The organism is Oxynema aestuarii AP17, from assembly GCF_012295525.1.
GTDB lineage: Bacteria > Cyanobacteriota > Cyanobacteriia > Cyanobacteriales > Laspinemataceae > Oxynema > Oxynema aestuarii.
In genome coordinates, this window is sequence record NZ_CP051167.1 from 5,940,483 (window position 1) to 5,960,150 (window position 19,668).

20 protein-coding genes are annotated in these 19,668 nt (G+C 52.3%); 12 read left to right on the plus strand and 8 right to left on the minus strand.

Features of this window, described 5'->3' with window-relative positions; translation table 11 throughout:
• The first annotated feature begins 49 nt into the window (after positions 1–49).
• The 5 genes from HCG48_RS23690 to rpaA all read left to right on the plus strand — a co-directional run bounded on the left by HCG48_RS23690 (position 50) and on the right by rpaA (position 5,754).
• Positions 50–1,654 (plus strand): iron uptake porin, encoded by a 1,605-nt coding sequence (locus HCG48_RS23690; protein ID WP_246259734.1) that lies wholly within the window; start codon positions 50–52, stop codon positions 1,652–1,654.
• 346 nt (positions 1,655–2,000) lie between these two features.
• Positions 2,001–2,990, plus strand: a complete 990-nt coding sequence (locus HCG48_RS23695) for a LysR family transcriptional regulator (protein WP_168571376.1) — start codon at positions 2,001–2,003, stop codon at positions 2,988–2,990.
• A 118-nt stretch (positions 2,991–3,108) separates the two neighbouring features.
• Positions 3,109–4,164 (plus strand): anthranilate phosphoribosyltransferase family protein, encoded by a 1,056-nt coding sequence (locus HCG48_RS23700; protein ID WP_168571377.1) that lies wholly within the window; start codon positions 3,109–3,111, stop codon positions 4,162–4,164.
• A 52-nt stretch (positions 4,165–4,216) separates the two neighbouring features.
• Positions 4,217–4,825, plus strand: coding sequence for a molybdenum cofactor guanylyltransferase (locus HCG48_RS23705; RefSeq protein ID WP_168571378.1), 609 nt, complete (start codon positions 4,217–4,219; stop codon positions 4,823–4,825).
• A gap of 188 nt (positions 4,826–5,013) precedes the next feature.
• Positions 5,014–5,754 (plus strand): two component system response regulator RpaA, encoded by a 741-nt coding sequence (gene rpaA, locus HCG48_RS23710; RefSeq protein WP_168572048.1) that lies wholly within the window; start codon positions 5,014–5,016, stop codon positions 5,752–5,754.
• A gap of 216 nt (positions 5,755–5,970) precedes the next feature.
• Here the strand turns inward: rpaA and HCG48_RS26625 are convergent, their stop codons facing one another.
• From HCG48_RS26625 to HCG48_RS23720, 3 genes are all read right to left on the minus strand, one after another.
• Positions 5,971–6,093: a hypothetical protein gene (locus HCG48_RS26625; RefSeq protein ID WP_281362048.1), complete on the minus strand. Its 123-nt coding sequence runs from the start codon at positions 6,091–6,093 to the stop codon at positions 5,971–5,973.
• A 55-nt stretch (positions 6,094–6,148) separates the two neighbouring features.
• Positions 6,149–7,369, minus strand: a complete 1,221-nt coding sequence (chlP, locus tag HCG48_RS23715) for a geranylgeranyl reductase (protein ID WP_168571379.1) — start codon at positions 7,367–7,369, stop codon at positions 6,149–6,151.
• Positions 7,370–7,717: 348 nt separating this feature from the next.
• A complete protein-coding gene (locus HCG48_RS23720; protein WP_168571380.1) occupies positions 7,718–8,065 on the minus strand; it encodes a hypothetical protein in 348 nt (115 codons plus the stop codon).
• 589 nt (positions 8,066–8,654) lie between these two features.
• Between HCG48_RS23720 and HCG48_RS23725 the strand changes: the two genes are divergently transcribed.
• Positions 8,655–10,289, plus strand: coding sequence for an ABC transporter substrate-binding protein (locus HCG48_RS23725; protein WP_168572049.1), 1,635 nt, complete (start codon positions 8,655–8,657; stop codon positions 10,287–10,289).
• A gap of 145 nt (positions 10,290–10,434) precedes the next feature.
• Positions 10,435–11,460 carry an ABC transporter permease gene (locus HCG48_RS23730; RefSeq protein ID WP_168571381.1) on the plus strand — a complete coding sequence of 342 codons (1,026 nt, stop codon included), beginning with the start codon at positions 10,435–10,437 and terminating at the stop codon, positions 11,458–11,460.
• A gap of 9 nt (positions 11,461–11,469) precedes the next feature.
• Here the strand turns inward: HCG48_RS23730 and HCG48_RS23735 are convergent, their stop codons facing one another.
• Positions 11,470–12,243 carry a tetratricopeptide repeat protein gene (locus HCG48_RS23735; protein ID WP_168571382.1) on the minus strand — a complete coding sequence of 258 codons (774 nt, stop codon included), beginning with the start codon at positions 12,241–12,243 and terminating at the stop codon, positions 11,470–11,472.
• A 464-nt stretch (positions 12,244–12,707) separates the two neighbouring features.
• Here HCG48_RS23735 and HCG48_RS23740 point away from each other — a divergent pair, with 464 nt between their 5' ends.
• A complete protein-coding gene (locus HCG48_RS23740) occupies positions 12,708–13,916 on the plus strand; it encodes an anhydro-N-acetylmuramic acid kinase (protein ID WP_168571383.1) in 1,209 nt (402 codons plus the stop codon).
• 34 nt (positions 13,917–13,950) lie between these two features.
• On the plus strand, positions 13,951–14,412 hold the full coding sequence (locus HCG48_RS23745) for a hypothetical protein (protein WP_210437121.1): 462 nt from the start codon (positions 13,951–13,953) through the stop codon (positions 14,410–14,412).
• Positions 14,413–14,517: 105 nt separating this feature from the next.
• Here HCG48_RS23745 and HCG48_RS23750 read toward each other — a convergent pair whose 3' ends face one another.
• Entirely contained in the window at positions 14,518–15,399 is an 882-nt protein-coding gene (locus HCG48_RS23750) for a universal stress protein (RefSeq protein WP_168571384.1), read from the minus strand.
• Positions 15,400–15,534: 135 nt separating this feature from the next.
• Between HCG48_RS23750 and HCG48_RS26630 the strand changes: the two genes are divergently transcribed.
• Positions 15,535–15,666, plus strand: coding sequence for a hypothetical protein (locus HCG48_RS26630; protein WP_281362049.1), 132 nt, complete (start codon positions 15,535–15,537; stop codon positions 15,664–15,666).
• 53 nt (positions 15,667–15,719) lie between these two features.
• Positions 15,720–15,917 (plus strand): hypothetical protein, encoded by a 198-nt coding sequence (locus HCG48_RS23755; protein ID WP_168571385.1) that lies wholly within the window; start codon positions 15,720–15,722, stop codon positions 15,915–15,917.
• Positions 15,918–16,108: 191 nt separating this feature from the next.
• Here the strand turns inward: HCG48_RS23755 and HCG48_RS23760 are convergent, their stop codons facing one another.
• Entirely contained in the window at positions 16,109–16,288 is a 180-nt protein-coding gene (locus tag HCG48_RS23760; RefSeq protein ID WP_168571386.1) for an NblA/ycf18 family protein, read from the minus strand.
• Positions 16,289–16,526: 238 nt separating this feature from the next.
• Between HCG48_RS23760 and HCG48_RS23765 the strand changes: the two genes are divergently transcribed.
• Complete coding sequence (locus HCG48_RS23765) at positions 16,527–16,724, plus strand: hypothetical protein (RefSeq protein WP_168571387.1); 198 nt, start codon at positions 16,527–16,529, stop codon at positions 16,722–16,724.
• Positions 16,725–16,896: 172 nt separating this feature from the next.
• On the opposite strand, the gene HCG48_RS23770 is transcribed toward HCG48_RS23765, so the two are convergent.
• Both HCG48_RS23770 and HCG48_RS23775 read right to left on the minus strand, forming a co-directional pair.
• A complete protein-coding gene (locus HCG48_RS23770; RefSeq protein WP_168571388.1) occupies positions 16,897–17,634 on the minus strand; it encodes a Stp1/IreP family PP2C-type Ser/Thr phosphatase in 738 nt (245 codons plus the stop codon).
• 96 nt (positions 17,635–17,730) lie between these two features.
• Positions 17,731–19,536 (minus strand): ABC1 kinase family protein, encoded by a 1,806-nt coding sequence (locus HCG48_RS23775; RefSeq protein ID WP_168571389.1) that lies wholly within the window; start codon positions 19,534–19,536, stop codon positions 17,731–17,733.
• Between the last annotated feature and the right edge of the window lie 132 nt (positions 19,537–19,668).

Genomic DNA, 19,668 nt, shown 5'->3' on the forward strand with positions numbered 1-19,668 from the left:
CACTGTAGAAATTTGTCGCCCTGCAATGTCACAATTCTCCCTAAAGTCTTTGGCCACTCCTCTCTCGATCGCCGGGTTTGCTCTTCTAGGTGCGACTGTTTATCTCGATGGGGCGATCGCCGCTCCCCCCTCGCTTCACCGTGCAACTGAATCGCAAAATCTGTTCCGACAAGGCGATCTCAACTCCCCCATCAGCCAGGAATTCGCTCCCCTCGATCGCGTCAACTCCGTCAGCGACTTGAGCGATGTTAGCCCCAACGATTGGGCCTTCCAAGCCCTCCAATCCCTCGGCGAACGCTATCAATGTTTGCTCGCCTATCCCGACGGCAGCTATCGCGGCGATCGCGCCCTCACCCGCTACGAATTCGCCGCCGGACTCAATACCTGCTTAGACCGCATCCAAGTCCTCATCGAGGAAAACATTAGCGCGCTTTCCCCCGAAGACCTCGCCCAACTGCGCCGTCTTCAAGAAGAATTTGCCGCCGAACTCGCCACCCTCCGAGGTCGGGTCGATGCCCTCGAAGTTCGCACCGCCGAACTCGAAGCCAATCAATTTTCCACCACCACCAAACTCGTCGGCGAAGCCATCTTTAACCTCGCCGACAGTTTCAGCGAAAACGACGAGAGCCAATTCGCCTTCAGCCAACGGGTTCGCCTCAACTTCGTCACCAGCTTTAGCGGTAAAGATAGCCTCATTACCCGCCTCGAATTCGGCAACATCGGCAACTCTTTCGCCGACGAAATCGGCACCAATGAAGGGCGCTACGCCTACGACGGCGCCGGAGATAATGTCGTGCGCCTCAACCGACTGCACTACAATTTTCCGATCGCCGATAACCTCAAAGCCAGTATTTTCGCCAACGCAGGCGGACACCATTTTTACGCCCCCACCCTCAACCCCTATTTAGAAGCAGGTGGCGGCGGAACCGGAGCCCTTTCTCGCTTTGGCGAACGCAACCCGATTTTCCGCACGACCCTCGGCGGCGTCGGGGTCGGGTTTCAGTACAAAGCGGGCAACCTTCTCGAAGTCAATGCCGGATATTTGAGCAACGAAGGGAACACCCCCCAGCGATCGCAAGGTCTGTTTGACGGCAACTATTCCGCCCTGACTCAGGTGATTTTCGGCGATCGCTTCAAAATCGGCCTGACCTACATTCACGGCTACGACGGCACCAGTAACCCCCGCTTCGGCTTCGGCGGAACCGGAACTGCTTTAGGAACCTTAAACCCCTCCGCCCTCGGCTTGCGCGCTACTCCCGTCGTCAGCAACTCCTACGGCGTCCAAACTTCTTTGAGAATTAGCCCCCAACTCATTCTCGGCGGTTGGTTGGGGAAAACCAGCGCCCGTCTGATTGGTTTGGGAGATGCGGATATTTGGAATTATGCGGTCACCCTCGCTTTACCGGATTTGGGTAAACAAGGATCCCTCGGCGGTTTGATCTTCGGCGCCGAACCCTATTTGAGCGATCTCGACGTGCCGGGAAATCCCGATTTTCCTACAGATATCCCGTTTCATGTCGAAGGATTCTACAAATATCAAATGAGTGACAATATTGCCATTACGCCGGGTTTAATTTGGTTGACTTCTCCCAATCAAAATAAGGACAACGATGATGTTTTTATTGGCACGGTGAGAACGACATTTTCGTTTTAAGGCACAAGGTAAAAGGGGGTGGGAGTCAAGGGTCGGGGGGCAACACGAGCGCCATACTCCTCCCTCATTCCTCTTCTTTGTTGCCTCAATCTATATGGTTTAAATTGGGTTGAAATGTAAGAGGATAGAATGGGAAGCCGATTCTCAATTCGATTAAGTCCGAGTGCTGTGGGTGAATTCGCTGTTAATTCTCTTATCGTTTGATGATTTTCGGATATGATTTATCTTGCTCGCTTCTCGATCCAAAATCCAAAACCTCCGAGGGTTGTATCGATTTGTACTGTATTTGACGATCGATTCAGTTATGCTTGAAAAATTGACTTAAAATGAAACTGAATTTATAACAATGCGCCTAGAGCAGTTACAAGCCTTTCTGGCTGTTGCTGAGACGGGAAGCTTTCAGCAATCCGCGCGTCAATGTGGGGTGACCCAATCGACGATCAGCCGACAAATTCAGGCACTCGAAGCAGAATTGGGTTTGCCACTGTTTCATCGGGCTGCTCAGGCTAAGTTAACATTGGCGGGCGATCGCTTTTGGCCGCGCGCCCGTAAAATTTGCCAAGAATGGGATAACGCCCGTCAAGAATTGGCGGATTTACTGGCAGGAAAACAGCCGGAATTGTGCGTGGCGGCAATTCATTCGGTTTGTGCGTATTATTTACCCCCGGTTTTACAAAAGTTTTGTCAAAGTTATCCGGAAGTACAGTTAAGAGTGACGGCGTTGGGCAGCGATCGCGCACTGAAGGTTTTAAAGGATGGGTTAGTGGATTTGGCGATCGTCATGAACAACCGTTTTTTAACCGCCAGTCCGGAAATGGTGGTCGATATTCTTTACGAAGAAACCATCGAGGTGTTGATGGCGGTGGATCATCCCCTCGCCCAATACGATCGCATTCCCTGGTCGGAATTAGCTCGTTTTCCTCAAGTGGTGTTTAAAGATGGTTACGGGATGCAACGGTTGGTACAAGATTTGTTTTTAAAACAAGGAATTCCCTTGCGTGCGGTGTTGGAATTAAACACGCCGGATGCATTTCGTGGGGTAGTACGTCAGGGGGAAACGATCGCCCTGCTGCCGGAATCGGCTCTGGTGGAAGCCCGACACGATCCGACGTTGGCGGTGCGATCGCTGGCCCCTCTATCGTCGCAGGTAGCGGTTGACGCCGAAAAAAACGGGGAAAATAGCCAGGTTCCCTGGAATCGCCAAGTGGCAATCGTGACGACGCGCGATCGCTTGCAAATTCCTCCGATCGAATACTTTTGGCAGTTGGTTCACGAATGCGTTCCCGAACAGCAGCCATGTCATCCCCGGGAGAGTGCGACTTTTCCCGTGTCGTGAACGAGAACAATCGGGCGATCGCGGGGAAATCTTGATTGAAAATGAGAGAAAAATAGTTTTCAAGCTGGATTTAGCCTAAAATCTCAAATCTGAAGCCATCTAAAATTCCATTTTCGCCATGAGTGATGCTTTTCGCGAACTTCTCAAAAAAATTGGCAGTGGTCCCCATACCGGACAAGCTCTCAACCGGGAAGAAGCAGCCAGTGCGATGCGAATGATGCTCCTCGGCGAAGCGACTCCAGCCCAAATCGGGGCGTTCTCGATCGCCCATCGAATCAAGCGTCCGACGGGGGAAGAGTTGGCGGGAATGTTGGATGCTTACGACGAGATCGGACCGCAGTTAGGGGCGATCGCGGGAATTGAGGCGATCGTCTTGGGGGTGCCTTATGACGGGCGATCGCGCACGGCCCCCGTAACCCTCCTGACGGCGTTAATTTTAGCCAATGCGGGGGAATGGGTGGTCGTACACGGGGGCGATCGAATGCCGACGAAGTACGGCGTCCCTTTAATCGATCTCTGGCAGGGATTGGGGATTGACTGGCGATCGCTCGATCTGGCACAAACTCAGGCAGTCTTTGAAAAAACCGGGATCGGTTTTGTGTATGTACCCGCTCATTTTCCCGAAGCGGCGAGTCTGATTCCCTACCGGGAGCAAATCGGCAAGCGCCCCCCGATCGCCACGTTGGAGTTAATCTGGTGTCCTTATGCCGGAAAGGCCCAGATCGTCTCGGGTTTCGTCCATCCTCCCACGGAAAATATGTTTCGCGAAGCGTTCCGGTTGCGCGGACAAGCCCATTTTACGACGGTGAAGGGGTTGGAAGGGAGTTGCGATTTACCGCGCGATCGCGCCGCGATCGTCGGGGTGAAGCAACCGGAACGATCGCCCCACGACGACTTAGAACGGTTGCTGCTGCACGCCCGCGATTACGGTTTTAGCAGCGTTAACGTGCCTCTGTGTTCGGAAGCCTTTTTAATCGAGCAAATGCAAGCTATTGTCAAGGGCGAGGAAAGCGATTTGCTGCCGTCGGTGTTGTGGAATGCGGGCTTTTACTTGTGGCATCGCGGTATTGCCTCGAATTTGGAAATCGGCACGCAAATCGCTAAAGAAGCGTTGAGCGAAGGTCAAATAGCCGCTAAAGTGGGGGCGATCGCCGAAGCCGTCGCCGCTAGTTAGAATGTAGGTTAAACGCAAAAAATAACTGTTACTCTACAATCTACAATCTACAATGCTCAAAAATCGCCTCACTGCCTTGGTTTTAGCGGGCGGTTCGAGTTCGCGGATGGGGCAGGACAAAGCCCTCTTAACTGTTGGAGGTCGGACATTTTTGCAGAAAGTCTGCGAAGTCGCGCGCCAGTGTTGCGATCGCGTCTGCATCCTGACCCCGTGGCCCGAACGCTATCAATTTTTAAATGAATTGCCCTCATGGGGAGCAGGGGAGATCGCCTTTCTCGACGAACTCCATCCCGGAGAAGGACCGTTAGTGGCGTTATGCGACGGTTTGGCGCAGGTCGAGAGCGAGTGGGTATTGTTGCTGGCGTGCGATTTGCCGTTCTTGGACGGGGCGATCGTGGCACGCTGGGCCGCCCAATTAGATGCCCTTTCCCCGGAGATTCTGGCGTCGGTTCCGCAACAGGACAGTTTGTGGCAGCCGACATGTGGTTTTTACCGATCGCCGATTCTACCGCACCTGCAAGGGTTTGTCGCTCGGGGCGGGCGATCGTTCCAACGGGGGTTGAGGGAGCTTCCGGTGCAGGCGATCGCCTTGAACTCAGCCGAGTCACAAATGTTGCTTAATGTCAATACCCCGGAAGCGTTTCGATCGCTGCAAAATTAGGGTTTTGGGGGGCGATCGCACCGCCGAGGATCCTCGAATGAGTAAAAAAACTGACTTTGGTTCCGAGTTCCCAGGGATTCTTTGGAAAGATTTTGGAATCCTTGCTTATAATCTGTACAGGAATCTATAGATTTCTCAATAGGTTACTTGCGAACCTTTACAAACTCAGTAGTTCAAACCCTTGAATGATGCCCCGGATACTCGTCATCGACGATGACCCTGCGATTTCCGAATTAGTTGCCGTCAATCTCGAAATGGCTGGCTACGAAGTCAGCCAAGCTGAAGATGGCATCAAAGGTCAGGCTCTAGCGCTCCAGCTTCTGCCGGATTTGATCATGCTCGATCTGATGCTGCCTCGCGTGGATGGATTTACTGTCTGTCAGCGTCTGCGCCGCGACGAACGAACTGCCGACATCCCCGTATTAATGTTGACGGCTTTGGGTCAAACTCAGGATAAAGTCGAGGGCTTTAATGCAGGGGCTGACGACTACCTGACGAAACCGTTTGAAGTTGAGGAAATGCTCGCTCGGGTACGCGCTTTGTTGCGCCGAACCGATCGCATTCCCCAAGCGGCGAAACATACGGAAATTCTCAATTACGGCCCGCTCACCCTGGTTCCGGAACGATTTGAATGTATTTGGTTTGGCCAAACGGTGAAGTTGACCCATTTGGAGTTTGAGTTACTGCATTGCTTGCTCCAACGTCACGGTCAAACGGTGTCGCCGAGTGAAATTCTCAAGGAAGTGTGGGGTTACGATCCCGACGATGACATCGAAACGATTCGCGTTCACGTCAGACATTTGAGAACGAAGCTCGAACCGGATCCGCGTCATCCTAAATATATCAAAACCGTTTATGGGGCGGGTTATTGTTTGGAGTTACCCAATACCCCCGTTAGCGAACGCCAGGAAGATGTAGAAGCCGGGTAGGGCGATCGAGATAGAGAAGGGAAAGGCAATGAAAGATAGCTTTCACGGCGATCGCCCGGATCGATCTCGGTCGAGCCACAGAAACAAATACAGCTAGACAGATTGGTCTAGCTGTATTTTACGATTTTATGGGGGGTCTGGGCGATCGCCCTTTGCCTGCCTTCGCGCGGCGATCGGGCGATCGGCTTCCAATTCGGTCTGTTTTCTTGGATCGTTTTATATACTATATATAACTTTAGTTAATAAATATTTCAGATCGAATTCACCGCCCTCACCCTCAGATTCATCGGCGACCCGCGATCGGCGATCGGTCGGAATGACGGGTGCTAAAACCCGCATTCCGACCGATCGTTACCGAAAATATCAGCGATGGAGAAAGGGTTCCCAAGCCCCTCTAAGGCGCTAACGCATTTCCTCGCAGCAAGCTACCGATGGTTTTCGCCGTAATCTTGAGCTGCACCAAAGGATTGGCGGGAACGACGGTTTTGTAGAGATAGCTATCAAAGGTCAGCTTCTGCACGTCGAGGTCGGCGCACATTTCTACAAACGCTTCCCGGGTAGCGTCGGAACGGTAGAAGACCCGTTGCAAGATGTCGAGCACCTTGTAGGTCATGCCGTATTTCTTATCCCAACGCTTGATATAAAGCTGCAAGTCCGCTTCCGTCGGAATGCGCTGTCCGGCGTTGGTGGTTTCGACGATCGTTTCGGCGCACATCCGGGCGGATTTGGCGGCGAAGTAGATCCCTTCTCCCGAGGATTTGGTCACGGTTCCGGCAGCGTCTCCGACGAGAGCCACGCGACCGCGAACCCGGTGCGGACGGGGATGTTCGGGAATCGGGTGCGCTTCGACTTTGATGATTTCGCCACCTTCGAGGCGTTTTGCGGCCCGGGCGCGGATTCCAGCTTGAAGCTGTTTGATGCGCGCTTGGTTGACTTTCATCGTACCCGTTCCCACGGCGACGTGGTCGTATTTGGGGAACACCCAGGCGTAGAAGTCGGGGGAGACGTCGTTACCGACGTACATTTCCGCTAAATCTTGGTAATACGCCATTTTGTCTTCGGGCAGACGAATGCGCTCTTGGAAGGCGATCGCGTAGTTGTAATCTCCGGCTTCGATCGCCTTGGCTACCCGAGAGTTGGCGCCGTCCGCACCGATGACGACATCGACTTTCAGGGTTTTTTGAGTGCCTTCTAAAGTGCCGTCGGAATGATCGGCGTAGTGAATTGTATAAGGGTCGGTATTATTGGAGGGAATCTCAAGTTTGTGAACCGTGCCGTTAATCAGGTTAGCCCCTAATTTGGCGGCGCGATCGCGCATGAACCCATCGAGAATTTCCCGACGGCACATGCCAATATATTCGTCTTGATTGGGTAAATGAATATCGACTTCGATATTAGACGGGGAGATCATTTTCATATTTCTCACCCGCCGATCCACGATTTCGGGAGGTAGATCGAACTCGCTGACCATGCACAGTGGAATTGCACCGCCACAAGGCTTGGCATTATTGAGCTTGCGCTCGAACAGGAAGGTTTCAATACCCGCTTTTGCAAGTGTCTCGGCGGCGGAGGAGCCTGCGGGGCCTCCTCCCACGACAGCAACCCTTAGTCCCAAAGCTGTTCTCCCTATGTCTGTTTGCGGTTACCGCCAGTCATGGTATCACGGACTTCTAAGTCGCGCTTCTCTCCTCTCCCAGATATGACAAAAATGAAACAGACCTTAATATTTCGATACAATTTCTCGAACCCGTCAATCTCGACCATCAGCAATTTTGAATGACAGGCGATCGCATTTATGGTATTAGGGCATGAGTCGGGCAGAAAAAAAGGCGACCGGGACGGTCGCACTCGGGAAAATTGGCAAGCTTGCGATTCTGGAAAAAATGCTAGACTTGCGTCTTTTTAGAAGGGGGGATTTTATGCTCCCTTTCGTTAAGCCAGGGCAAGATTATATAAAACAAGATTAGTTTTCAGTATAAGCTTTGACCGCTTTTTTAACCTTCTGTTCTACAGAATTATCCTCTTGTGTATCTTCCGGACTAATCATTTTATTTTTGCTGGCGGCGCCTTGAACTTCGTTAATCCCTTCCTGCGCCTTTTTCTGAGTTTCTTTTAAAGACATCGGACTATCTTTGGCGACTTGTTCCGATCGCTGACGGATTTCGTTCAAATTCGCTTCGCCTTCCGTCGGCTGACTTTTAGCCGCAAAAGCCGGAAACGCACTACTCAAAATGAGTAAGCCCGCGATCGCGATCGCCAACAGAAAACGGATCGGACGGACGATCGCAAAATTAAAAGCACTAAAATTCATACAAAAAAACCTCCAAAATTTCAAAAATAAAATTCGCTTGGGGAGCGATGGTATCGACGGCCAATCCCCACTCGGGGAATTGAGTTCGATACAAATGAACTAACTTTAATTTAACGGAATTCGTGCGATCGCCAATCCCCCTAGAGAGAGATTTGAAAAAGCGGGCGGTCTCTCTGTAGAGTGAGACCGATCGGTTTGGGACGATAGCCCTCTCGGAATCCAACAGTAGCCGAGACGAACACCAGCCGATAGAGTAAAAGCAATTTCCCTGTTTTCACTAATTTAGGCGATCGCCTCTACGCTTCCCTTGTATGTTATTCGTAGTCTGGTGGAAGACGATGAACCGCTCTGTCCGCTTCGGTCAGGTGAAGCTGGCGTGTCCCTTGTGGGAGATTCGCAAAACGAACACCTCGGATTCTTAGTCTCCGGTTCGATCGCGGCGATCTCCGTATCTAGGGGAGAATTTGGATTGCCGGGTCGATCGGCTCCGTGCAATTAACGTCTATATCGTAAGATTTAGAATTCGAGGTTTATGGATCTGGGGGATATGTCAAAGTTGAATTTCGTTCGTACGATCTGCGCTTGGGGAATGGCGATCGCGCCGAAGTCGCGGCGGCGGCGATCGCGCCTCCGATTTGTCGCACTGTTTGCCACCTGCTGCTTGTTGGCGGTCAGTTGCGGATCGCGAGAAAGCACGCAAGTCACTGAATCTCCGGGGGAACCCGGACGAATTACGATCGGCACGATCGCCAAAGTGCGAACCCTAGATCCGGCAGATGCTTACGAAAATGCGGCGGGAACCTTTCTCTACAATTTGGGCGATCGTCTCTACACCTACAAAACCGGGACGACCCAGATCGAACCCCAACTCGCCAGCGCACTCCCCACCATCGGCGAGGACGGTTTGACCTATACGATTCCCTTGCGCGAAGGGGTGAAGTTTCACGACGGAAGCGCTTTCAACGCCGAAGCGATGAAGTTTTCTTTAACTCGGTTTATCGAAAATGGCGGGATTCCCTCGTCGATCTTAGGGGAAGTGGTCGAGGCGATCGAGGCGACCGGAGAATATGAGCTAACCATTACTTTGAAAAAGCCGTTTGCCGCCTTTACTTCCCTCTTGACATTTACTGGAACTTGTGCAGTCTCCCCCCAGGCTTACGAAATTGGCGACGGTAAATTCCAACCGGATCGATTTGTCGGAACCGGACCGTATAAATTAGCCAGTTACGGGACCGATTCGATCCAATTCGACGTTTTCGAGGACTATTGGGGCGAACAACCCGCCAATCTCGGCGTCGATGTTCGGCGTTATTCTAGTGCTTCCAACGTGTACAATGCCTTGCAAACCGGGGCGATCGATTTAACCTACGGGACGTTAGATCTCGATCAAATTGCTCAGTTGGAAAAAGAGGCACAAGCGGGTAAGTTTAAAGGGGTTACCGGACCGGGAAATGGCATTTATTATTTAAGTTTGAATTTGCAAAGCGAACCGTTAAACCGTCCCGAAGTGCGACAGGCGATCGCGGCGATCGTCAACCGTCCTTTACTGCAACAACGAGTTTTTCGCGGACAAATCGAACCGATTTACAGTCTTTTACCCGCCACCTTAGACGAGTATTACAAACCCGTCTTTCAAACTTACGGCGATGGCGATGGCGAAAAAGCCTTAGCCCTGCTCGTACAAGCCGGATATTCACAACAAAATCCCTTGAATTTAGAGTTGTGGTATCGCTCTAATATTACCAGCAATGGTTTAGTTGCCACCACGATTAAAGCGGCGGCAGAACAGCAATTAAAAGGCTTCGTCAATATCGACCTGAAGAGTGTGGAATCGGCGACAGCTTATCAAAATTTGGATAAAGGGGTTTATCCTATTTTCTTATTAGATTGGTCTCCGGACTTTCTCGATCCGGATAACTATATCCAACCGTTTATGGACTGCGATCGCGGCTCGGCGGAAACCGGATGTCAGGAAGGGGCGAGCAAATTACAAGGATCGTTTTATTACAGCGATCGCGTTAACGAGTTAATCGATCTCGAACGACAAGAACGAGACCCGGTAAAACGTCAGGCAATTTTTGCCGAATTACAAGATATTTTAGCCCGCGACGTGCCGTTCGTTCCTTTATGGCAAAGTCGGCAATATCTGTTCGCCCAACCCAATCTTGAAGGGGTTGCGCTTCAACCCACTCAACACGTCAATTTTGCGACAATTAAAGAGTAGCGATCGTCGCGGATTCCCGCTTTTGTGGGAATCCATCACCTCGTTTATTCGCCAACCGATTCAGAACTCCTGTAGCGAACATCAATCATCTAGACGAGCGATCGAATCTAATAATCTAAAAAAATCTAAACTCTAAACGCCCAACATGTCTCGTTCAAAAGCCTTACAATCTTATATCCTCATTCGCTTATTGCTGGCGCCGTTGATGTTGTGGACGATTACCACCTTGGTTTTCCTCCTCCTACGGGCGACTCCCGGGGATCCCATCGATGCGATCCTCGGACCGAAAGCGTCGGACGAATTTAAAGAGCAAATGCGCGAACAGTTGGGATTGGGCGATCCGTTGTGGTTGCAATATGTCAATTACATGGGACGGTTGCTCAGTTTTGACCTGGGGACTTCGATTACCAGTCGCGGACAAAAGGTGTGGGAAATTATCGGCGACTTTTTCCCAGCGACGGTAGAATTGGCAGTGGTGAGTATGGCGATCGCCCTGATTGTCGGAATCGGGGTGGGGATGATGTCCGCTTCCCGTCCCAATACGGTTTGGGATGCGGGGGGACGCCTGTTCGGGATTTTGACTTATTCGATTCCGATGTTCTGGTTTGGGACGATCGTGCAATTGGTGTTTGCGGTTCAACTGCGTTGGTTTCCGTTGGGAACCCGCTATCCCACCGAGATTCCCGTTCCGAAAACGATCACCGGACTTTATACGATCGACAGTTTGCTGACGGGTCAGTTCGACCAATTTTTCGCCGCCTTGCACCATTTGGCGCTTCCCTGTCTGACCTTGGGAATTCTGATTAGCGGTATTTTCGAGCGCATTGTCCGGGTCAATCTCAAGCAAACATTGCAAGCGGACTATGTAGAAGCAGCACGGGCGCGCGGCATCCCGGAAGGTCGCATTTTAGTCGCCCACGCGCTCAAAAATGCCATGATTCCGGTGATTACGGTCATGGGATTGACTTTGGCGGCGCTCCTCGGCGGTGCGATTTTGACGGAAGTGACGTTTTCCTGGCCCGGATTGGCGAATCGACTGTACGAGGCGATTTCCCTGCGCGACTATCCGACGGTGCAGGGGATCGTGGTCTTTTTTGCGGCGATCGTGGTGTTGGCGAGTATTCTCATCGATATTTTAAATGCGTATATCGACCCGCGCATTCGCTATTAATTGATGGAGTTAACTATCGGGACGGGCGATCGTACTCAAGATTTGGTCGACGCGATTCGCGGATTGGGTATTGCCTTGGAGTTCAAATAAATCCCGGGCATTTGTTAAAACTATTTGTGCTTCTTGCTCTTGACCTTTTTGATATAAAATAATGCCTAAATTGGCGTGAGCTTCGGCAAATTCAGGCTCGATCCGAATGGCATCGCGATAGGCGGCGATCGCGGCATCTTCTTCGCCTAAATTGACCCAAGCATTGCCCATGTTGTAATAAGCTTTGCTGTAGTTTGGCAAAATTTCGATCGCCCGTTTGTAGGCTTCGATCGCCTCGAAAAAGTTTTCATTTTTAGCCAGGGCATTGCCTAAGTTGTAATGAGCGGCTGGCAATTGCGGATCGATTTGGATCGCCGTTTCATACGCTTCGATCGCGCGATCGATTTCTCCTCGATTGACAAAAATAACGCCGGAATTGACGTGAGCTTCGGCTAAATTGGGATTGAGGCGGAGTGCTTTTCGATACTCTTCTAAAGCCCCTTCTAAGTCCCCTCGTTCTTGTAAGGTCGTGCCGAAGTTATAATGTTCTTCGGCTTCGTCGAGCTCGTTATTTTCGGGTTGTTGGGCGACGGTAGCGGGGAAATTCTTAAGTAACATTTCCCGATCGCTTGTGGGGACGTGAGGCGGCCATTGTCTTTGAGAAAGAGGCGTCAAACGGGCGATCGCCGGAGTGGAAATCGCACAACTGAAAGCAAATATCGTGGCGGCGAACCAGTAAAATTGACGCAGCATTGGGTGGGATTTTTTATTGTCTATAAAGTTCATTATTGTAGCATTTTTTAGTAAAAATTAAAACGTAGCTTTGGCGAGAAATGATTTTCTCCTTGAGTAAATTTATCGCCACAATTCAAGGGTTGAAAAGTGGCGACGATCGCCCTTATTCTCCCTTATAACCCCGGCGAGGCGATTGTCCTGGGCAGACGGTAAGCACAAAGCGCGAAGCCATGCCGTAGGCTATGGCGCACCCTCCGCGAAGCGCGAAGCCATGCCGTAGACGAGATCGCGGCGATCGCGCGGTTTCGCTCAAAAACTAGCTTCAAAACTTATAAAAGCGACAAACCCTTTGAAACCATCTCGCGATAGAATTTTCACAGCAGCAATCTAGACGATCGACGATCGACCCTACTCGAATCCATGACCGACCTTGCTTTCCCTTATCTTCTCGTTCGCGACGATCGCGAGGAACCCCAAACCGTATGACCCGAGTCATTGGCGCCATTAGTGGCACGTCGGTGGACGGGATCGATGTTGCATTAGTAGAGATCGCGGGAACCGAACTCGATTTAGAAGTCAACTTACTCGCCGCTCGGACCCATCCCTATCCCCACGCCTTACAAGAGGAAATTTTAGCCGTTTGTGGGGGGAAACCGTTAACGATGGCGGCTTTGGCAGAACTCGACGATGCGATTGCGGGCGAATTCGCCCGGGCTGCCCTCTCCTTGCTCCCCCAACAGCCCCCCGTAGACCTGATCGGCTCTCACGGTCAGACCGTCTATCACCGACCGCCTGTCGGTTCCCGGGACAATGGCTCGCGCCGTCTCGGCTACAGTTTGCAACTGGGACGGGGGGAGGCGATCGCCCAGTTGACCGGAATCACCACAGTTTCTAACTTCCGGGCTGCAGATATTGCCGCAGGGGGGGAAGGCGCGCCCCTCGTCCCCAAAGTCGATCGGGCGTTGTTGGGCGATCGTCAGAAAACGCGCTGCATCCAAAACCTCGGCGGGATCGGCAACGTGGCATATTTGCCCCCGCGATCGGATCCCCACGAGACCCCGGAACCGATCCTCGGTTGGGATACCGGCCCGGCGAATAGCCTCTTAGATCTCGCCGTGCGGCGTTTGAGTCGGGGTCAACAAAGTTACGATCGCGGTGGCGCCTGGGCGGCCACCGGAACCCCCTGCGAACCCCTGGTCGAACAGTGGTTGCAAGAACCGTTTTTCCAACAACCTCCGCCGAAGTCTACCGGACGCGAACTCTTCGGCCCGGACTATCTAGACCGATGTTGGCAAGAGGCGCAATCCTACGCTCTCTCCGACGAGGATTTCCTCGCTACCCTCGTCGAATTTACCGTCGCCTCGATTGTCGTCAATTACCGTGCGTTTCTTCCGGTTCAACCGGATGAGGTCTTGCTTTGTGGGGGCGGAAGTCGCAATCTGTATTTAAAACAACGCTTGCAAGCACGCTTGGCGGCGACGTCGAACCAACCCGTCTCGGTGCTGACCACCGATGAGGTCGGTCTCAATGCGGATTTCAAAGAAGCGATCGCCTTCGCGGTTCTCGCCTACTGGCGGGTGCGAGGCATTCCGGGAAACCTCCCCGAATGTACTGGAGCCGAAACGCCCATGTTGCTGGGTGATATCCATCGGACCCCTCGGCGATCGCGTGCTAGCATAGAATGCCAGTAACGGCAGTCAGTCGTGCAATTTAAGGAATTGTGCCGTGACTCACACCTTTTTATTAGAACCCGGTCGGTGGACTTTGGAAGGCACTTGGCTCGAACGAAACGGAATGCTCGTGCCTGTCAAGGGTAAAACCTTGGTCGCCTGGTCGCGGGAAGATTGGTTTAATATGGTGACCAAGTTGATTTTTCCGGGCAGCGATCGCCACGAAATTACACTACAGTACCGGGGTCATTTCGATTTAGGGGAGCGTCAGTATACTTTTGTCCTCCAACACAGCGATCTCGGTCGGGTCGAAGGGGAAGGCTGGATCGCCCCGGAGTCGATCGTCCAGCGTTTCTGGGTGCTCGGCGATCGCAAGCACCGCCGCAGTGGCTTTGAAACCCTCCACCGCCTCAGTCCGAATACCTACCATCATTCGAGCGGTCTGATGGCGGGGCATTACTTGGTCAGTGCGATGGAAGCCACCCTAGAACGGATTGCCACCGAACAAAACCAGTGAACTGGGATCTTCGGTTCACTCCCATCGACGAATAAGGCGACTGAGTCCGGCGATCGTACCGTTTCAGTCGCCTTATTGGCGATCTTTAAAAATAACGCCGAATTTTTAATCTTGATGGGCCGGGAAGAAAATAATCGGTTCGCAACTGCGGCGCAGCAGTTCCCGGCGGAAGGAGGGCAGCCAGTCCCACAGATTGCTCAGGTTGTCTGCGGACACGGCGATCGCGCAAATATCCGACATCTGCGCCAATTCCAAAATATCGACGATTGGCTCGCCCAAGCGCACTTCCACATCGACTTGCAAGCCGAGGGCTTCGAGATCCGCTTTAATCGGGACGAGGGTTTCGTTCGCTTTACGCAATTGTTCGTCTTTGGGAATCTTATGCAGGACCCCCGCATCGACGACCCAGGCTAGCAAACAGCGTTCTAGGGAGTTGGCGGGTCGATCTTTTGCGTAATACTTGAGCCGTTCCACCGTCTCGCTAGAGCGATCGCCCCCGTCGTAGGGAATCGCAATGTAACGCAATAAGTGTTGGCAACGTAAGGCCAATTCTTCGCTGGTCAACGCCGAAATTAACTCGGTCGGGAAGGTCATCAAGGGAATGCGCGTCCGTCCCGACAGCTCGATAGTCGTGCTACCAAACAGGTTTTCGCTGAGGGAATTGCGGTGGGACGTACCGAGGACGATTAAATCACTTTGGTACTTTTTGGCGATTTTGACAATTTTGTCGCTCGGTGGACCCGACAGCAATTCGACCGCGACTTCTACGCCCTCCGGCACGGTTTCGGGGATCGAACGGCTCAGGCGATCGCGTGCCCGCTCCATTTTTTCCGTATCTTCGCGAGGAATTTGACCTTTTGTCCACAAGGGAACGGCGTGTAGAAAAACTACTTGCTCGATCCCCCCTGCCGCCAAGTTGGGGAGGAAGTTCCCCAAACGATGCAGACCATCCGCAAAATCCGTACAAACTAAAAGCCGCCTAAACATTCTGTTTTGATTAAGATTTAACTTTGAAGCTCTCAAATGCAGACATCGAGCGACGCCTGAAATCGCTGGGTCATGCCACGATAGGACTCGATTCGATCGCCGATCTCTTGTAGATCTAGGCGCGATCGGGGCGATTTGTTTCAAATTCTAGCACTTCTCATTGCCGCTCAGTCCGGCTCCGGTTCGGGCGATCGCCGTTCGTGGCGCTCTGATTACATCGGCGATCGCCCCGGCTTTCAGCGTCCGATCGTCACTCAAAACACTTAATTTGCCGATCTTTTGAGGGCAAAAACCCTCAGTTCTCGCCGTTTTTAATCCCTGTGGCAGCTTATTGGTTTTATCAGATATTTTTAGAACAACTCTCGTTGGCTTCGATCGCCGCGATCTTCACCGACTCGCGACTCGATTCTCTCAAAAAGATCGACGGTCGATCGCCAGGTGCCCGTCCCACGTCTCGTTCTCCTTTTGAAGGGCGATCGGAGAACAATAGCTATCGCAACAGTCAAATTGAGCCCTGAGAAGGAGCGATACTCGACACCCGATCTTCGTTAACTCTCTCGGCAGTATGCGCCGTGCTTCTGACGCGATCGCGGGGAGTTAAACGCCCCGACATCCCCAGCTTTAGGTTCTCTCAAACGGAGAACGGAGCAAGAGAAGGAGGTCGTTGACTCGGTTGACCCACGGAAGGGATGACAACCCGTAAACCGGGTTATAAGTCCCACTCTTGTTTGAGGAAATGCCGATACATATTTTCGCGCATCAACATTTGCTTGTACAGTTCTTTGAGGAAGTATTGGGCTTGATCGCGGCTCATGCGATCGACTTGATCCTCAAAGCTGCGGACGTTAAATTCTTGTTCTAAGGAGAGTTCTAAAGGTACTTGTTCCATTGGTAACCTCCAAGTTCTATCGGTCGGTTTTGACAAGCGCTATCCAGCCGGATTGACTGGATTTGTCTCTTGTTTCGGGAGTCCTTCTTAGGGGTCAGGATTCCCTGTTGCCCCGGTGGCAGTTTCCCGATGTTACAAATTATAACAATCGTTTGACAAGTTGCCCACTTTAGGGGGGTAGTCTTGTGAATAAAAGATGACACGAATCGCCGAAAAGTTTCCGAACGGAGGGGTTCTGATGTCCTTTTATCAACTCGACCCGAGTAAAAATGCTCGGATTGAACGGAACGGGAGTGAATCCCGGGGTCAAGGGTTAAGAATCCCGGACAAAACCGGGAAATCGAACGGCGATTCCGTCGGGATCGGTGCGAGAAGTGAAAGGGTTAGGGTGTGGGAAAAAAATAAACGCGCGGCGATCGCCCGACAGACAATTTAAGCGATCGGGGCGAACCGGATCTCCCTACGAAAGCACGACGATCCGAGTCGAATGCAGCGTTTTCGACTCGGATCGAGGGGAGAGGCGATCGGCGCCCGTCAATGACAAAGTAGCCTGTCTCCAGCCCTAAAATTGGGGGGAATACGACCGTGGGGGGGTAGCGAAATTCCGTTTAAGTGACATTTTCGAGGGTAATGGCGATCGCGGTAATATTATCCCGCCCACCTTTATCTTTAGCGGCGCTGACGAGATTTTTAACCGCTTGGTCTCCGGCGCGGATCGATTTGAGGATCGATTCGATCTTTTTATCCGAAAGTTCTTCCGTCAAGCCATCACTGCACAACAACAGGCGATCGCCCGGTTGTACGTCCAACCTCTGCACCTCAATTTCCTGAATGTCCTGTCTGCCCAAACATTGAGATAACACGTGGCGCCAGGGGTGAGTCCGCACCTCATCCGAGGTCAAATGTCCCGCCTTGAGGGCGCGCGCCACCCAGGTATGATCTTCGGTAATCTGTTCGAGGTTCGCCCCACGCAGGCGGTAGAGACGGGAATCGCCGATATGGGAGCACCACGGGCCGTCTTCGTCCCGGAAAATCACGGCGACGGCAGTAGTTCCCATATCCGACCGTTCGGGATGGTCTAGCTGATCCTGGATAATGGCTTCGTTCGCTTTTAAAAAAGCCGCTTTCAATAACTCTTCCGAACTTTCCGGCGAGTCCCAATGCTCGATTAAATAGGTTTGAATCGTTTCAGTTGCAATTCGCGACGCTTCTTGACCCCCAGCATGACCGCCCATACCGTCGGCGACGATAAAAAATCGTCCTTCGGAGTCGTCGATGTAATATGCATCTTGATTAACGGCGCGAACGAGTCCCGTATCCGTGAGACCCGCAAAATATCGTTTCATAAGTCAACTGTAGGCGTGAAAATACGTGAAAACTAACCAAAATACGCCACGCGCAGCTAAAACGTGCGATCGCGGTGCGCCCGAGGGAAACCCCCTCTAAAACATCTTATCGGAGCGCTCGACACTCATGAGTAAGCGAATCAAGCTCCCCGCCAGGGCGATCGCCACTAAAGCTACCACCAACGCCAGCCAAATTTTATCGTTGACTAACAAAATTGTCGCCGACAGGGTAAACGCACTGACCAACAAAGCTAAATTCGTTCCCATTTGGATGCTACCGAGGCGACGCAGCACGCGATCGGTTTCGATCGAGCGTACCCGTACCCGGACGTCACCGCGTTCGAGTTTTTCGATCGTATCTTCGATGCGACCGGGTAAACCCAGGGCCGTACTACTCACTTGAGCTGCTTGGCGTCCGAGTTCGTCGAAAAAGGTATTGCGATCGCTGGAATTGGCGTTACTCATAATTTGCATTGCAAAAGGTTTGGCAACCTCCATAAAGTTGAAGTCCGGATCTAACCCTTTTCCGACCCCTTCTAACGTGGAAAAGGCGCGCATGACAAACGTAAAAGTGGCGGGAAACCGGAAAGGTTGGTCGTAGGCGATCGCGTAGAGATCGTCGCTAATCGCCGTCACCGACTGTTCCTCGAACGGCTTATCCATCAAGTGATCGAGAATGTATTGAATCGATCGCCTCACCGGCCCCATATCGTCCATCGGCGAGAGGGCTTCCAATTCCACCAACGCCGTCACCACATCTTCGGCATTTTTCTTGGCAATCCCAAAAAACAAGTCGAGCATTTTCACGCGGATATCCCGGCGAACCCGTCCCATCATGCCGAAATCGTAGAAAATTAACGCCCCTTCCGGACTGACCGCCACATTACCGGGATGGGGGTCGGCGTGGAAAAAGCCGTGATTGAGTAACTGGCGTAAATAGGCTTCGGCGCCAAGTTGGGCGAGGACTTTGCGATCGAGTCCCGCCGCTTCGAGGGCTTCGTAGTGGCTGATTTTAATCCCGGGAACGTATTCGAGGGTGAGGACGCGGGGGGACGTGTAGCGCCAGTAAACGCGCGGAACCCTCACCCAGTCGCGATCGCGGAAATTGCGCCGGAAGGTGTCGGCGTTTTGTCCCTCGTTGAGATAGTCGATTTCTTCGTAGAGGATTTTATAACATTCGTCGTAAATGCCGATCCAATCGCGGCCCCGTCCCCATTTCGGGTGGTTATCGAAATACCGGACCACCGTTCGCGCGATCGCCAGATCGATTTGAAACAAGCGCTTCAGTCCGGGACGCTGCACCTTGACGACCACTTCTTCCCCGGAATGCAACTGCGCCTTGTGAACTTGCCCCAAACTGGCTGCGGCGAGGGGGATGGGCTCGAAGGCGCGAAACAGTTCGCCGACCTGGCGCCCGAAATCTTGCTCGACAATCGCTTCGGCTTGTTCGTAGCTAAACGCCGGAACTCGGTCTTGCAGTTTGGACAGTTCCTCGACATATTCCGCCGGGAATAAATCCGATCGCGTCGAGAACAATTGACCCAATTTGATAAAGGTCGGACCGAGTTGCAACATCGACTCGCGAATCCAAATCGCCTGTCGCTTGCGCCGTCGCGCCCGTTTTTCCTCGCTGTAACCGCCGCGATAGGTCCACGGTTTGCTGTCGTACCACAACTCGAACAGAAAGCGCAAAACGAACGCCCAAATTTCCAGGCGTCGCCGATTGCGCGAGTAGTTCGGGCGATTCCAGCGATACGCCCCTTGTTGATGTACGCTCAGTTGTATTTGTTCTATGGGTTCGATTTGAGATGAACTCTCTCCACTGACCGAACGCGCATTCTCTCGGGAATGATGCTGCCGGGAATGCTGGCGGTCGAGGGAATCGTCAGAGATAGCAGACACGCGGGTTTCCAACTTGATTGATTCGGGCGATCGGAATGGATACGGAGAAATGGAGCAATGCGGGGAGTTCGCGGTTCAGTTGTCGGGAAAATTCAGGGATAGACGTCTTCCTACATGGACAGGAAAACAACC

Excerpts from the sequence above, each read along its gene's own strand:
- HCG48_RS23695 (WP_168571376.1), top strand. The coding sequence starts at position 2,001 with ATGCGCCTAGAGCAGTTACAAGCCTTTCTGGCTGTTGCTGAGACGGGA.
- HCG48_RS23700 (WP_168571377.1), top strand. The coding sequence starts at position 3,109 with ATGAGTGATGCTTTTCGCGAACTTCTCAAAAAAATTGGCAGTGGTCCC.
- HCG48_RS23705 (WP_168571378.1), top strand. The coding sequence starts at position 4,217 with ATGCTCAAAAATCGCCTCACTGCCTTGGTTTTAGCGGGCGGTTCGAGT.
- rpaA (WP_168572048.1), top strand. The coding sequence starts at position 5,014 with ATGCCCCGGATACTCGTCATCGACGATGACCCTGCGATTTCCGAATTA.
- HCG48_RS26625 (WP_281362048.1), bottom strand. The coding sequence starts at position 6,093 with ATGCGGGTTTTAGCACCCGTCATTCCGACCGATCGCCGATCGCGGGTC.
- HCG48_RS23720 (WP_168571380.1), bottom strand. The coding sequence starts at position 8,065 with ATGAATTTTAGTGCTTTTAATTTTGCGATCGTCCGTCCGATCCGTTTT.
- HCG48_RS23725 (WP_168572049.1), top strand. The coding sequence starts at position 8,655 with ATGGCGATCGCGCCGAAGTCGCGGCGGCGGCGATCGCGCCTCCGATTT.
- HCG48_RS23730 (WP_168571381.1), top strand. The coding sequence starts at position 10,435 with ATGTCTCGTTCAAAAGCCTTACAATCTTATATCCTCATTCGCTTATTG.
- HCG48_RS23735 (WP_168571382.1), bottom strand. The coding sequence starts at position 12,243 with ATGCTGCGTCAATTTTACTGGTTCGCCGCCACGATATTTGCTTTCAGT.
- HCG48_RS23740 (WP_168571383.1), top strand. The coding sequence starts at position 12,708 with ATGACCCGAGTCATTGGCGCCATTAGTGGCACGTCGGTGGACGGGATC.
- HCG48_RS23750 (WP_168571384.1), bottom strand. The coding sequence starts at position 15,399 with ATGTTTAGGCGGCTTTTAGTTTGTACGGATTTTGCGGATGGTCTGCAT.
- HCG48_RS23760 (WP_168571386.1), bottom strand. The coding sequence starts at position 16,288 with ATGGAACAAGTACCTTTAGAACTCTCCTTAGAACAAGAATTTAACGTC.
- HCG48_RS23765 (WP_168571387.1), top strand. The coding sequence starts at position 16,527 with ATGTCCTTTTATCAACTCGACCCGAGTAAAAATGCTCGGATTGAACGG.
- HCG48_RS23770 (WP_168571388.1), bottom strand. The coding sequence starts at position 17,634 with ATGAAACGATATTTTGCGGGTCTCACGGATACGGGACTCGTTCGCGCC.